Source organism: Amaricoccus sp. B4, from assembly GCF_043226085.1.
Lineage (GTDB): Bacteria > Pseudomonadota > Alphaproteobacteria > Rhodobacterales > Rhodobacteraceae > Amaricoccus.
Genome location: NZ_CP171225.1, coordinates 1143896 through 1157500, shown reverse-complemented (window position 1 = coordinate 1157500; position 13605 = coordinate 1143896). Strand labels below are relative to the sequence as shown.

Genomic DNA, 13605 nt, shown 5'->3' with positions numbered 1-13605 from the left:
CGGGCTCTGGCTGTCTTCGAGAGAAGGGCCGTTGCCTGCATGCCGATGGACGCGAGTTCATCGGGTCAAGAGACTTCCGTCCAGGAGACCAAGGGGCAGGTTGAGGTTTGAACCACCTCGCACAAAAGGGCCTGTCTTCTTCTGGATCGGATCAAGCGCGAGAAGGGCGTTTGGTGGATGCCTTGGCAGCAAGAGGCGATGAAGGACGTGGCACTCTGCGATAAGCCCGGGGGAGGCGAGAGCACCCTTTGATCCCGGGATCTCCGAATGGGGCAACCCACCTGACACTTCATTATTGTCTGGATCTTCCAGTCGATAGTGCGGTGAACCAGGTACTTTTGACCTGAATATATAGGGTTAAAAGAGCGAACGCGGGGAACTGAAACATCTCAGTACCCGTAGGAAAGGAAATCAACAGATACTCCCCTAGTAGCGGCGAGCGAACGGGGACCAGCCGAGCCGTGAATGTGAGCAGAACCAGTTGGGAAGCTGGGCGATATGGGTGACAGCCCCGTATGCGAAGCATGATCGGACGTATTAAGTAGGGCGGGACACGTGAAATCCTGTTCGAAGATGGGGGGACCACCCTCCAAGGCTAAGTACTCCTTGCTGACCGATAGTGAACCAGTACCGTGAGGGAAAGGTGAAAAGCACCCCGACAAGGGGAGTGAAACAGTTCCTGAAACCGGACGCCTACAAACAGTCGGAGCCTCCTTGAGGGGTGACGGCGTACCTTTTGTATAATGGGTCAACGACTTGGTCTCACGAGCAAGCTTAAGCCGCTAGGCGTAGGCGCAGCGAAAGCGAGTCTTAATAGGGCGCATGAGTTCGTGGGATCAGACCCGAAACCGAGTGATCTAGGCATGACCAGGATGAAGGTGCGGTAACACGCACTGGAGGTCCGAACCCACACCTGTTGAAAAAGGTCGGGATGAGTTGTGCCTAGGGGTGAAAGGCCAATCAAACTCGGAGATAGCTGGTTCTCCGCGAAATCTATTTAGGTAGAGCGTCAGATGAATACCTTCGGGGGTAGAGCACTGGATGGGTAATGGGGACCCACAGTCTTACTGATCCTAACCAAACTCCGAATACCGAAGAGTACTATCTGGCAGACACACGGCGGGTGCTAACGTCCGTCGTGGAGAGGGAAACAACCCTGACCTGCAGCTAAGGCCCCCAATTCGTGGCTAAGTGGGAAAGCATGTGGGACTTCCAAAACAACCAGGAGGTTGGCTTAGAAGCAGCCATCCTTTAAAGATAGCGTAACAGCTCACTGGTCTAAACAAGAGGTCCTGCGGCGAAGATGTAACGGGGCTCAAGCCACGAGCCGAAGCTCAGGGTGTGCACTTTGTGCACGCGGTAGCGGAGCGTTCTGTCTATAAACCCTATGTCTCTTCATGGTCCTGCAAGGGATCATGCGAAGACAGAGGGTTTGCGATGAAGCCGGCGCGTAAGCGATCCGGTGGAGCATTCAGAAGCGAGAATGTTGACATGAGTAGCGACAAAGAGTGTGAGAGACACTCTCGCCGAAAGTCCAAGGGTTCCTGCTTAAAGCTAATCTGAGCAGGGTGAGCCGACCCCTAAGGCGAGGCCGAAAGGCGTAGTCGATGGGAATCTGGTTAATATTCCAGAGCCAGGAGGAAGTGACGGATCGCGGCTGTTGTCTGATCTTATCGGATTGATCAGGCCTCGAAGTGGTTCCAGGAAATAGCCCTCCATAAGATCGTACCCGAAACCGACACAGGTGGACTGGTAGAGCATACCAAGGCGCTTGAGAGAACTGCATTGAAGGAACTCGGCAAAATGCCTCCGTAACTTCGGAAGAAGGAGGCCCCGTTGGCGCGCAAGCGTTGGCGGGGGGCACAGACCAGGGGGTGGCGACTGTTTACTAAAAACACAGGACTCTGCGAAGCCGCAAGGCGACGTATAGGGTCTGACGCCTGCCCGGTGCCGGAAGGTTAAAAGGAGATGTGCAAGCATTGAATTGAAGCCCCGGTAAACGGCGGCCGTAACTATAACGGTCCTAAGGTAGCGAAATTCCTTGTCGGGTAAGTTCCGACCTGCACGAATGGCGTAACGACTTCCCCGCTGTCTCCAATGCAGACTCAGCGAAATTGAATTCCCCGTGAAGATGCGGGGTTCCCGCGGTCAGACGGAAAGACCCCGTGCACCTTTACTACAGCTTCACACTGGCATCAGGCGCGCAATGTGCAGGATAGGTGGTAGGCTTCGAAGCGGGGACGCCAGTTCCCGTGGAGCCACCCTTGAGATACCACCCTTTGTTCGCTTGATGTCTAACCGCGGACCGTTATCCGGTTCCGGGACCCTGTGTGGCGGGTAGTTTGACTGGGGCGGTCGCCTCCCAAATAGTAACGGAGGCGCGCGATGGTGGGCTCAGAGCGGTCGGAAATCGCTCGTCGAGTGCAATGGCATAAGCCCGCCTGACTGCGAGACTGACAAGTCGAGCAGAGACGAAAGTCGGCCATAGTGATCCGGTGGTCCCGAGTGGAAGGGCCATCGCTCAACGGATAAAAGGTACGCCGGGGATAACAGGCTGATACTGCCCAAGAGTCCATATCGACGGCAGTGTTTGGCACCTCGATGTCGGCTCATCACATCCTGGGGCTGGAGAAGGTCCCAAGGGTACGGCTGTTCGCCGTTTAAAGTGGTACGTGAGCTGGGTTTAGAACGTCGTGAGACAGTTCGGTCCCTATCTGCCGTGGGTGTAGGAGACTTGAGAGGAGTTGCCCCTAGTACGAGAGGACCGGGGTGAACGCACCACTGGTGGACCTGTTGTCGTGCCAACGGCAGTGCAGGGTAGCTATGTGCGGACAGGATAACCGCTGAAGGCATCTAAGCGGGAAGCCCCCCTCAAAACCAGGTCTCCCTTGAGGGCCGTGGTAGACCACCACGTCGATAGGTCGGAGGTGTAAGTGCAGCAATGCACTCAGCTGACCGATACTAATCGCCCGACAGGCTTGATCCGATCCAGTGGAAGAGAGGCACGTGCCCCTTCCCGGACAGGAAGCCCTTGACCCGGAATACGACAGGAAAGACAGTCTCGTCTCACCGAAACGCAAGCCCGAAAGACTTGCGCATACGGTGCGTTTTACTGGCTTGGTGGCAACAGCTGCGAGCGAAACACCCGATCCCATCCCGAACTCGGCCGTTAAGCGCCACGGCGCCGATGGTACTGCGTCCCAAGACGTGGGAGAGTAGGTCACCGCCAGGCCTGTAAAACGCACCTTTCTCTCTCTTCACCATGCCCTGCCGCGGGGTGGAGCAGCCCGGTAGCTCGTCAGGCTCATAACCTGAAGGCCGCAGGTTCAAATCCTGCCCCCGCAACCAAAATACCCGCGTTTCCAAACGCTTACGCGCCGCCCTCCGGGGCGGCGTTCGCGTTTCCGCCACCCGTGGAAGCACTGTGGAAGCAAGAGGGACCGAAGTCCTTCATATCGCTTCGTAAAGCATGCTGCTGTGATGATCGGGTGCTTCCTGCCCACTTTCGTTTGCCAAGCAGTCCATGACCAGCTGACGAAGTGCATCCCTATGGTCTCGCTGTTGGCCGGCGAGGTCTTGAGTGGCGACGATAAGTGTCTCGTCCGCCCCCCTTGCCGCGATCGAGTACTGCCGGCGGATCGGATCTGGCGGCAGCTCTCCATGATGGGGGTACAGCAGTACGACGTTCGGGCAGTCGTAGAGCCTGCCATATGCCATCAGCTGGTACACGTCCGTCTGGCTGACCCCCTGCTTTGGATCGTCGATCCGTGGCGTCATGCGCTTCCACTTCGTGTCGATGATCAGCACGATCCTCTCGCCCTGCCGGACGATGAGGTCCGGCCTTGTGCGGAAGCGGCCGGTCTCGCCCTCGTAGAGACAATTCCGATGGCCGCCTTGCGACGACACACGGAAGCCCGTGCCGGCCAGAGCACGCGACAGGGTCCGTTCGATGTATGCTTCGAACAAGACGTTCATCTCGAAGAGTAGCGCGTGACCGTCTATGGTCCCCGCGCTCGTCTGCTGGTGCCGGTCCGATAGAAAGAGGCGCGAGAGAGACAGGAGATCCCGCCAACGACGATTGGTGCGGTCCAGGACGATCCGGTCCCAGCGGAGGGCGTTCGGACGGACGTCGGCTACGTCGGCGTACACGAAGCTTAGTTCGCGCAGCGCGCGCTGGTTATCCGGTGCACCGGAAAAGCGCGACAGCTTGCTGACTGCCGCCCGCATCACCTGGTTCAGCGCTATGTCCGGCGACAGAGCATCGAAACGGCACGCCAGCTTTTGTGGTGAGACCGCGAGCGTCGAGAACTGCCGTGTAACGTCCAGGCGTCCTCGAAGCGCAGGCAGGTCATCTTCGTGTTCGAGGTAGTGGCGTGGCATCCCCTGCCGAACCGCGTCGGTCAGCTTCGCACAGAACAGACGGATCAGAAGTTCGAGCACGGTCTCGCGCTGCCAGCCGAGCTGCGTCATTGCGCCCGCTTCAATTGGCAGATCGTAGGCTACCGCAAGCATGTGGATGAGGCGCTGCCTGAGTACGGCATCCGTCACCCCGCTCTCGCCGCCCCCCTCGATCTTTGGGAGAATCTCCAGTTGGCAGCCGGGGGTAGCTATGACGCCGACGACGCCACGTGCGCGGAGCCCCTTTCGCCCGTGTTCCAGAACACCCTCACCCCCGCGCCCGGAGAAGGTCGATGCCCTCGCAACCGCGGCAAGCCGGTCTGCTTGCGTCTCCGCGATCTCGGTGTCGCCGGGCCCGTAGGCGATGCGCTCCCACTCGCGGATCGTGCGGCGGATCATTTCCCGACCAACTTGGTGTAGTCGAAGCCCTCATCTACGGATCGAACCTGCCAGCGAAACCGGGCGACAGAATCGCCGTCCTCGAGGCCCGGAGGCGGTTTCAGGATCGCACGCTTGAGAAAGCCACCGGTGATCGAACCCTCACCCGGTTCCAGGTCGCCGAGCACCGCTGCGATCTTTGCCCAGTCTTCGAAGAAGTATTCCGCGAGGAGCGGGATGACCTTGTGGCGCATGACCTCGTCGACATCTGCTCGCGAACTGCACGCAGTGAAGTAGGCGTGTCCGATCTGGTGTTCGCGGTCGTAGAGATACTCAATCCGCTCATTGATCGTGGCGAGAAGTCGCGGCAGATCGACCCCGCATTTCTGAGCGGCATCTGCGAGGCGGGATACATCCGGCATCATCTCCCGGAAAATGAAGCGACGCCTGAGCGCGGTGTCGAGAAGCGCAATGGATCGGTCCGCGGTGTTCATGGTCCCGATTACATGAAGGTTTGCCGGCACGCCGAATAGCCGCTTCGAATAGGCCAGCGTAAGCCGGATTTCGTTTTCAGCACGAAGCCTCTTGTCGGGCTCGAGGAGCGTAATGAGCTCACCGAAGACTTTGGAGATGTTCGCCCGGTTGATCTCGTCGATGATGAGGACATGGGGCCTAGCGCCTTCCGCAGGGATCGACCTGTCCACGCCGAAAACGACTTGCTCCAAGCCGTCCCATTCGACCAGAGCGCCGTTCAATTTGTAGACGGTATGTTGCCGGAAACCATTCGGATAAAATCTCGCACGCTCCGTTCCTTGGTCATCGCGCCAAAGCCATTCGACTCTCCGGCGGTGGGGATGGTGTTCAGCATCAGCCTCGAAGAAGTAGTCGCTCGCGATCGTGCCGAAGGCACGCATTCTGTCACGACCATCAGAAACTACGACATAGTCACCCACCTGCATATCGGACCGAAATGAGAAGGTGCAGACGAGCTCGCCAGCATGGCCGCTGATCTCCTTGCCGGTCCGGCGTTCCAGCTCGGTCTTGATTTCAGCCCAGTCTTCAAATCGCTCATCCGACCAATCGATCTTCCCACTCCAGCCGTGGCGGATTTCGTTTGCATCAAGAGCGCGCTTGATTTGCTCCTCTTCCTGGAAGCGTCTTCCGAGGGCAACTTTGAAGATTGGACGCGTTCGATCGAGCCGGCGATCGCCCGAACCCTCGCCGGGATCCAATCGAGCCCGTTCGCAGATCCGCTTGAAGATGCCATCCTCGATCTTGAGGCGAAAACCCACTGCATCCAGTTCGTCCGCGTCAAGCTCCTGACCCTCTACTCCCTGTGTGTCGGGACGCAGTCCCTCGACGAACTCCTCGTAGCTCATCGACTGGTGGAAGGTGACGAATTCTACGCGCCCGTCCGCCAACAGCCTTTGGTACACTGCCATGAGCTCGGCCCGATCCGCCGGGACGGGCTCGCCACACAGCCGCACCGCCTCGGCCGCGGTATTAAAGGTTTTGCCGGTGCCGGGCGGCCCGTAGAGAATGAGGTTCATGGGGGCGAATCCCTTCTGGATCTTGGCGTCAGTCGCGCGATCGTCGTCAGCGCTGCTCGTTCCATTCACGCCGCCACGTGGGGGAACACCGATTGCCTGAGCAATCTCCGGAGAGAGCTCGTAGCGAACAAGCTTGTCGCCTCCGTAGGTCAGGTAATTGACGGGTCCACCGGCGATCGCCTTGACCCGTGACGCGAGGCCGTCGACGAGCATCGCCCGTGCGACATCGACGATGTTTTCGGCCTCAATAGCCTCATCCGCTTTGTTCCCGGCGCCTCGCGGCTTGATCCGAAATGCCGATACGCCGCTGCTGCGGTTGTAGTTCCTGACCGGCTGAAACGGGGCACCCGTCGCATCGAAAAGGACGAAGGGGCGGCTGTCATTGGACTGAACAGTTTCATCAAGCTTGAAGCGGAACACCGTGGCTGAGCTTTGGTCGGCCCCGATCCGTTCAGGCTCTGGGATCTGCGCCATGTCCTGGAACATACGTCCGGCCAGAGCTTGGCAGATATTCGGCCAGGCCTCTTTGAGCCCAAGTGCTTCGTTCACGTCGCGGACGAGCACGTCGACTTGGTCGTGACCTTCCTCACGCGAGGGCTCGATGTAGTGCTCGAGTACGTATTGCCGTATCCGATCAGCGTCCTTGGCTGCTCCCGGAGGGTCACCCGCCAGGAACCGCCCGTACTGCCCCAACCAGCTACCCCAATTTGAGAGCCTGTTGTGCGGATTGTCGGAGTCCGGCATCAAGATCCGATAGTCCTGACCGCCGGTCCGGGCATCCTCCCGAATTTTGCGCAGACGCTCGCGCAGCGCCTCGAACCTGTCGGCTTCCCATGCCTCGTCGAGATCCCGGTGCGGCATTCCAAGCGCCGAAAGGTTCCGCTCAATGGTTCGGATCGCGTAAGCCCGCGAATTGCGGCCCGCTTCTGTCTGAGCTCCGCCTTGTTCAAGCCATGTCTTAAATTCGTGCTCTTTTGTCATTCACAGATCGCAATATCTTGGATTTCACGGAACCGATGCCGGATTAGGCAACTGAGGTTTTAGGGAGATATGAACATTGATCTCAGGATCCGCGACTAGACTGAAATTGGTCACACGAGTCCCAAGGTTCTTCATCATCGATCTCTCTGACATCGACGGCGTCGTCGAACTGCAGGATAGTTAAGGACAGATCGAGGAACTCGGATACCATGGCCAACTCTCGCACGGGCTCGGATCCTCGGCTGAATCTCCATACTCCTGCCGGCTGCGAAACGGGACTGCTCGAAACGAACCCCCTTTCGTCGGCGCCGATGGTAGCCAGCGCGTTGTCAGGAATCGGCATCCCCGATCGAACGAAAATCCCAGTCTTGAGGGCGGCTCTGCTCGCACGACCCCAGTTCGCGTAGCCGTCGCGCGCGACGACCATGGCTGCCCGTTTGTCCGTGAAGTCGATCCACTTCCGACAGGCGGCCGTGAGCGAGACGCCGTAGCGGTCTGTGACGTGATTCAGGAGGTCGACGGTCATCTCCTCGCCGTCCACCTGTTCGCGGTAGTCATCGAGCGGCATCAGAAGGAAGGATGCGAACGTGTCGGCCTCCTCCTCGCGCTGCCTTTCTGCATCCTGCCATGCGCTGGGTCGCAGCGGCTTACATTGGAAGTCGCAATCGCGCTCGAGGGTGCCGCTCACATAGTCCTCGCCGGTCAGGGGCGGCCGATGCAGCTGATAGTGGCCGAATTCATGGGCGATGGTGAACCGAACACGGCCGCGATAGCGCGGGTCGTCGTTGTAAACGATGTGCCATTCCGGGCGCCTTCGATGCGGCCGGAGCATCCCCTCGAAGCCCGGTAGCTCCCCACCGACGATCTTGCCGATTGGGTCCTCGTTGTTCCGCGACACCTCGCGGGCAAGAGCTTCGACGTCGACAGGAAAACGGTCCTCTCCGAGAGCCAGGCGAAGGAGGTTTGAGAGCCGATTAGCCTCCTCCTGCGGAGATTTGCGCATTCCGTCCGTCATCAGTCGTCGTCCAGTATATCCAGCATCTTGCGCAGGCGCTCTTTCACTGGAGCGTCGAGCTTTTTGTATTTTCGGAAGAAGGCAACGTCTTCAGCATTCTCCTCCTCCTGTTCTCCATCGCCAACCAGCAGGAACTCGACGGTGGTGCCGAGCGCGGTAGCGATCAGGGCCAGTTTTTCGGCCGAGGGTCGCGCGACCTCCTTGTTCTCTATCTCCCACATGTAGCTCTTGCTGGATCCGACCCGCTCGGCGAGTCCCTCCAGGGTGAGGCCGCGCTTTCGTCGCAGCTCGCGAACGCGCTCCCCCAGCGGTGTTGGCACGGTGAACTCCTCTCCATCGGTGGTTCGTTTTTGCAATACATCTAGTCCTTGACACGCCATACGCGCAATCCCTATCTTCCGCGCAGGTTCGTTAGTCCGAACTTTGATTCACGCGGAAACCAGACAAGGAGGCCAGAATGGCTGAAGGCAAGAAACCGGGCACGCATCACGTCGTGCCGAACGCGGATGGTGGATGGGATGTCCGTCGTGGCGGAGCGTCGCGTTCCAGCGGGCACTTCGACACCAAGCAGGAGGCGGTTCAGCGCGCGCGCGAAATCAGCCGCAATGCCGAGACCGAGCTGAAGATCCACAACCGTGATGGGCGGATCGCGCAGTCGGACTCGCACGGCAACGATCCCCGCAACATCAAGGGCTGAGGAGGTGTAGGGCATGGCGTCGGTGACGAACTTCATCCGCAACACCCCTCCTGCCTGGTTGCGGGACTATTTCACAAAGACCGGGATCGTGTTGCCGACGCCGGTGGATTGGGACGCGTCCGAACCGGAGGTCGTGAAGCCCTTGCTTCAGGCCGTCGACGAAATGGACGACGAAGCTCGGGGCCGCATCATCAACGATGGCGAGCGTGTCAGCGCAATGGCCGACGATGCCGGCCAGACGGCGCTCTATAGCGTCATCGACGATCGGGAAGTTCTCGACGAACTCGAGAATGGCCACGCCCGGTCGCTGTGGCTTTTCCTCCACGACCGTGACCGGTTCCGGCATGCCGAGGAGGTTCGCTTCACCGATGAGCGCCGTCGCGGGCGGAGCTGGGATGGCTTCATCTGCGATGCGAACCTGAACGTCTGTCGCGACGCGCATGCTCTGGATGCATTCAAGGCGGCGCTTCGGAAGAGGTTTGCGTCGAAGAACGTCCATGTCGACATCTTTGAGCGTATTCGGCCCACCTTCGACGGCGACGACTGCGAGCTCGTGCAGATCACGGTCTACCGGGAGGGCTTGCCGGACGATCACTTCGCCTTTGATGACGATGGAGAGCTGGTGCGCCAGCCTTACCGGCCCGTCTTTGAGGCTGCCATGACCTATGAGCCCGCGACCGGGGTGATCGAGGTCGTCGCCAGCGATCGCGAAAGCCGGTCCGAGATGGCGCAGTTTCTGGCGCGGGACCTTCTCGGCGTGGAGTTCAGGGACGAGAAGGTGCCGATGCGGCACTACGATCTCGTGGTGCTCTTGGCGCCGCATTCCTTCCCGACCGATGTCGAGGACGGGATCGAGCGGGTCGAGATTCGCCAGCTGAGACTGATGCCAATCGACGCCGTCGGGGAACGCGTTACTCTGGAATGCCTCAGCAAGGCTGACCGCAACATCTGGACGATGGCGGAGGCTCGGCTTGGCCCCGGCAATCCGCTCACTGGCGGCTGGGTGGCAACGCAGGCGAAGCTGGCGATCAAGTTCCATCGGAAACCGGGGGCTCGTCGCGGCCGCACGCTGCCGCTGACGATCACCATGCCGCACGGCTGCAACCTCAAGGATCAGACCGAGGAAGAGCAGGTGATCGGGGAGAAGTACCTGCGCCGCTGGGGAATTCTGGTCGATGACCCGGTCGTTGTCGAAGATTGATGAGCGAGCCGCGAGGCTTTTCGTCAGCATCGTCGAGACAGAGGAGGCGCGGATCGCCGGCGCCGTCCTGAGCGACTATCATGCCGCCAGCGCCGTGCCTCTGATCGGCGCTGGTCTCCTGGTGCCGGATGGGCCCGTTCCGGCCGCCACATCGCTGACCGACCACGACGATGAACCTGTGCGCCTCGAATGGTTGCCCGAGCATCAAGCCTACGGTTACTTCAGTCCTGCGGCGGGATGGGTAACCGTCGAAGAGAACCGCCTCCAAGTCTATCGGATCGACTCTCTGGCCTTTCTTCAGCGGGTTGCGGCTCGGCTTGATCTACCGGTCAAGGCTCGGCCGGCTGAACGCATTTCACGCATCTTGTGGGAATTGGGCGATGTCCGATTGCCTAGTCGCGGAGGTCGGGTCCCGGTCTGGTTCGCGCGGAGGCTGACCAATCGGGATGTCTGGCGGCAGGTCGTCGCTTATCTCCGTGGCCGTCCTCCTGTGGATTTCAGGGTCGTGGTGACAACTTCGGCGATCCACGGTCTCGCCGAAGCCGAGCTGTCAAGGCACCAGATCATCGCGCTGGATGACTTGGTGGACCACAGCGCGCGGCTCATCATTGAACCCACCTACCTCGCGGCGCAGTTGAAGACCGGCGCGGCTTCCCGAGCGGCCGATCCCGTGCGTCACGCGGCAGGGTTCCGCCATGTCTGGCTGGGCGAGAGGGAGTTCAAGTTCAGCGGCGACAAGCGGCGCCAGATCGTCGAGTACCTTTTCAATGCATGGGAAGATGGCATGGAAAGCGTCAGCACTGAGGTGATGTTTGCCGACTTGGAGTTCAAGTCGTCTAGCCGGATGAGAGATATCTTCAAGGATCATGAGGATTGGCGGGACCTGATCGAGGCGACCGGCGGGTCTTGCAGGCTTCGCATCAGGGAGCTCCTGCAAGATCAAATCATTCACACTGCTTAAGTGCTGGGAGCTTGGCTGCCGCGGCAGAACCGCAGTCTGGCTGACCTCGCTGCCAGGTTTGCGCTTGATCGTGTTACTAGATGTGAGCATCCTTTTGACGAAAATGCCAGGTGCGGAAGTCGGTGACTAAGAGATGGAAACTATTCGATTACCAGACGAGCGGCCACTCTTTCTGTCCATTGACGACTTCATTGAGGCGATGGAGACGAGAGAAAGTTGCTTTCTCTGCCTTCGCGACATGGACGCAGTTGGAGCGACCCGTGAGAATGTAATTCCAAGGTGGATTCTTAAGCAATACGACTTATTCGACCAGTCTGTTACCATTGGTGATCAAACTCAATTGGCTTATCGAAGGCATACCGTGCCCTGCTGCCCCACCTGTAATGCGTTCCTTGGTCAGCAGATTGAAAAGCCTATTCGTGACAGGCTGCTTGAGTGGCCAAGGCGGCTGAAGGATGATTTTCGAGACTATGAATTCCATGAAAAGCTCTATTGCTGGCTTTCGTTGTTGCACTTCAAGAGCCTCTATAAAGATGTCTTTATAACTCACTATGATGAGGAAAATCGGAAACAATACCGACTTGGAGAGGGGCGCGATTGGTTCGTCCATCATCACGTCAACAGCCTGTGTCGACTAGCCTTCCCTGAACTGAGTATCGATCCAAAGGCGCTCGGCTCAATGTTGTTCTTTGTTTTGCCTGAAGACGGTTCGGAACCCTTCGATTTTGTCACTTTCCATGAGGCGAGCACTATGATGGTGCGAGTGGGGCAATGAACTGGCCCCTGTTTCGACCGGACAGTCAGGCATAGCCATGGAGGCTTAGGCATATGCCTGGGCACGTACTTATGTCTGAATTTGAGATCATCACTGATGGAGGCCGGCGGCAGCGCCGGTCTGCAGAGGAGAAGCTCCGGATTGTTGAAGAAACACTGGATGGACGCGACAGCATATCGGCGGTCGCCCGCCGCCATGGCGTGGCCCCCAATCTCCTGTATCGTTGGCGGAAGCTGATGCTGGAGGGAGGGAGTGTCGCGGTGACCGGCGACGATGACGTGACCAGCAACAAGACCGTTCGCGAGATGGAGACGCGCATCCGGGAGCTGGAGCGGCAACTCGGGCGCAAGACGCTTGAGGCCGAGATCCTCAAGGAAGCCCTCGAAAAATCGAGGTCAAAAAAACCGACCTTGCATGCGCTGTCCTTGCCGAAGGACGGTTCACGATGAAGGCGGTGGTCGAGACGCTGGGCGTGTCCCGCTCGAACCTGCATGAACGGATGACGGGAAGCGCGAAGCCGCGGAGCGCCTACCGAAAGGCAGGCGACGCGACGCTGCTGCCCCGGATCAAACGCCTGTTGGCGGAGCGCCCGACCTATGGCTATCGCCGCATCACCGCGGTTCTGAACCGGGAGCTGCGGGCGGAGGGACTTTCCCCCACCAACCACAAGCGCATCTACAGGATCATGAAGAACAACGCCTTGCTCCTGGAGCGCAGCGGCCTCCCTCGTCCCGAGCGCACCCATGACGGCAAGGTGATCATGCTGCGCTCGAACCTCAGATGGTGTTCCGATGGACTGGAATTCATCTGTTGGAACGGTGACATCATCCGGGCCGCCTTCCTTATCGACGCCCATGACCGCGAGGTGATTGCCTGGCGCGCGCTCACTGGAGCCGGGATCAGCGGATCGGATGTGCGCGACATGCTGCTCGAGGCCGTGGAGCGCCGGTTCGGGACACATCGCGCTCCCGAGATCATCGAGGTTCTCTCCGACAACGGCAGCGCCTACACCGCGAAGGAAACCCGCATCTTCGCCCGCAAACTCGGCCTCAAGCCATGTTTCACGCCGGTGGGCAGCCCCCAGTCGAACGGCATCTCGGAGGCCTTCGTGAAGACGCTGAAGCGCGACTATGTCCGCGTCACGCCACTACCTGACGCCGCAACCGCTCTCTCGTTGATTGGAAACTGGATCGAGGATTACAACGACAACCACCCGCACTCAGGCCTGAAGTGGCGCTCGCCTCGCGAGTTCATCAGGGCCAGAACCGAAACCGCCTGACTGTCCGGTGAAACAGGGGCAAGTCCAGGCAAGTCGCAGTGATTGCCGCCTTGAATGACTCGTGTGGAGCACTCAATATTTTCAACGACAGCATTGCCCAGTCTATGCCCAAACGCCCGCTGGACATTCTCGATGTGAGGGAAGTATTGGGGCACATAACCCTAATAAATCAGTATCTTGAAGAGAGGCCCCAGTACCTCACCATTACGGATCGTACGGCGATGCGCGCGAGTGTCAGCGTCAATCTCCCCGGCGCGGGTTCTCGCTGTACTTTCAACCCATCCGATCCGGAGCATTTTGAGCAGCGCCGCCTGGTTTGGGATCACTTATTCAGAACATACGCGAGCCAAATGACGCCAGAGCAGCTATC

9 protein-coding genes, 1 tRNA gene and 2 rRNA genes are annotated in these 13605 nt (G+C 59.2%); 8 read left to right on the top strand and 4 right to left on the bottom strand.

What is annotated here, in order from left to right:
- Positions 1–149: 149 nt before the first annotated feature.
- From ACF66B_RS05525 to ACF66B_RS05515, 3 genes are all read left to right on the top strand, one after another.
- Positions 150–2986: ribosomal RNA gene (locus ACF66B_RS05525) — 23S ribosomal RNA — on the top strand.
- A 130-nt stretch (positions 2987–3116) separates the two neighbouring features.
- Positions 3117–3232: ribosomal RNA gene (gene rrf / locus ACF66B_RS05520) — 5S ribosomal RNA — on the top strand.
- 39 nt (positions 3233–3271) lie between these two features.
- Positions 3272–3348, top strand: a tRNA-Met gene (locus ACF66B_RS05515).
- Between the two features lie 102 nt (positions 3349–3450).
- On the opposite strand, the gene ACF66B_RS05510 is transcribed toward ACF66B_RS05515, so the two are convergent.
- The 4 genes from ACF66B_RS05510 to ACF66B_RS05495 form a co-directional block, all read right to left on the bottom strand.
- Positions 3451–4797 (bottom strand): PD-(D/E)XK nuclease family protein, encoded by a 1347-nt coding sequence (locus tag ACF66B_RS05510; protein WP_111432102.1) that lies wholly within the window; start codon positions 4795–4797, stop codon positions 3451–3453.
- Positions 4794–7307, bottom strand: coding sequence for an AAA family ATPase (locus ACF66B_RS05505; RefSeq protein WP_111432101.1), 2514 nt, complete (start codon positions 7305–7307; stop codon positions 4794–4796). Before ACF66B_RS05505 ends, ACF66B_RS05510 begins: the two co-directional genes overlap by 4 nt.
- Positions 7308–7389: 82 nt before the next feature.
- Positions 7390–8322 carry an ImmA/IrrE family metallo-endopeptidase gene (locus ACF66B_RS05500; protein WP_111432100.1) on the bottom strand — a complete coding sequence of 311 codons (933 nt, stop codon included), beginning with the start codon at positions 8320–8322 and terminating at the stop codon, positions 7390–7392.
- Positions 8322–8678, bottom strand: coding sequence for a helix-turn-helix domain-containing protein (locus ACF66B_RS05495; RefSeq protein ID WP_392664286.1), 357 nt, complete (start codon positions 8676–8678; stop codon positions 8322–8324). Before ACF66B_RS05495 ends, ACF66B_RS05500 begins: the two co-directional genes overlap by 1 nt.
- Before the next feature lie 101 nt (positions 8679–8779).
- Between ACF66B_RS05495 and ACF66B_RS05490 the strand changes: the two genes are divergently transcribed.
- The 5 genes from ACF66B_RS05490 to ACF66B_RS05470 all read left to right on the top strand — a co-directional run bounded on the left by ACF66B_RS05490 (position 8780) and on the right by ACF66B_RS05470 (position 13235).
- On the top strand, positions 8780–9019 hold the full coding sequence (locus ACF66B_RS05490; protein WP_101341895.1) for a DUF2188 domain-containing protein: 240 nt from the start codon (positions 8780–8782) through the stop codon (positions 9017–9019).
- Between the two features lie 13 nt (positions 9020–9032).
- On the top strand, positions 9033–10220 hold the full coding sequence (locus ACF66B_RS05485; RefSeq protein WP_111432099.1) for a hypothetical protein: 1188 nt from the start codon (positions 9033–9035) through the stop codon (positions 10218–10220).
- A complete protein-coding gene (locus ACF66B_RS05480) occupies positions 10195–11181 on the top strand; it encodes a hypothetical protein (protein ID WP_111432098.1) in 987 nt (328 codons plus the stop codon). The genes ACF66B_RS05485 and ACF66B_RS05480 overlap by 26 nt, the downstream gene beginning before the upstream one ends.
- A 133-nt stretch (positions 11182–11314) precedes the next feature.
- Positions 11315–11956, top strand: a complete 642-nt coding sequence (locus ACF66B_RS05475; protein WP_162683475.1) for a hypothetical protein — start codon at positions 11315–11317, stop codon at positions 11954–11956.
- A gap of 53 nt (positions 11957–12009) precedes the next feature.
- A protein-coding gene (locus tag ACF66B_RS05470; protein WP_111432149.1) for an IS3 family transposase occupies positions 12010–13235 on the top strand; the annotation gives its coding sequence in 2 pieces (ribosomal slippage) (positions 12010–12352 and positions 12352–13235; 1227 coding nt in all).
- Positions 13236–13605 lie beyond the last annotated feature (370 nt).

Coding starts and splice junctions, on each gene's coding strand:
- ACF66B_RS05510 (WP_111432102.1), bottom strand. CDS start 4,797: ATGATCCGCCGCACGATCCGCGAGTGGGAGCGCATCGCCTACGGGCCC.
- ACF66B_RS05505 (WP_111432101.1), bottom strand. CDS start 7,307: ATGACAAAAGAGCACGAATTTAAGACATGGCTTGAACAAGGCGGAGCT.
- ACF66B_RS05500 (WP_111432100.1), bottom strand. CDS start 8,322: ATGACGGACGGAATGCGCAAATCTCCGCAGGAGGAGGCTAATCGGCTC.
- ACF66B_RS05490 (WP_101341895.1), top strand. CDS start 8,780: ATGGCTGAAGGCAAGAAACCGGGCACGCATCACGTCGTGCCGAACGCG.
- ACF66B_RS05485 (WP_111432099.1), top strand. CDS start 9,033: ATGGCGTCGGTGACGAACTTCATCCGCAACACCCCTCCTGCCTGGTTG.
- ACF66B_RS05480 (WP_111432098.1), top strand. CDS start 10,195: ATGACCCGGTCGTTGTCGAAGATTGATGAGCGAGCCGCGAGGCTTTTC.
- ACF66B_RS05475 (WP_162683475.1), top strand. CDS start 11,315: ATGGAAACTATTCGATTACCAGACGAGCGGCCACTCTTTCTGTCCATT.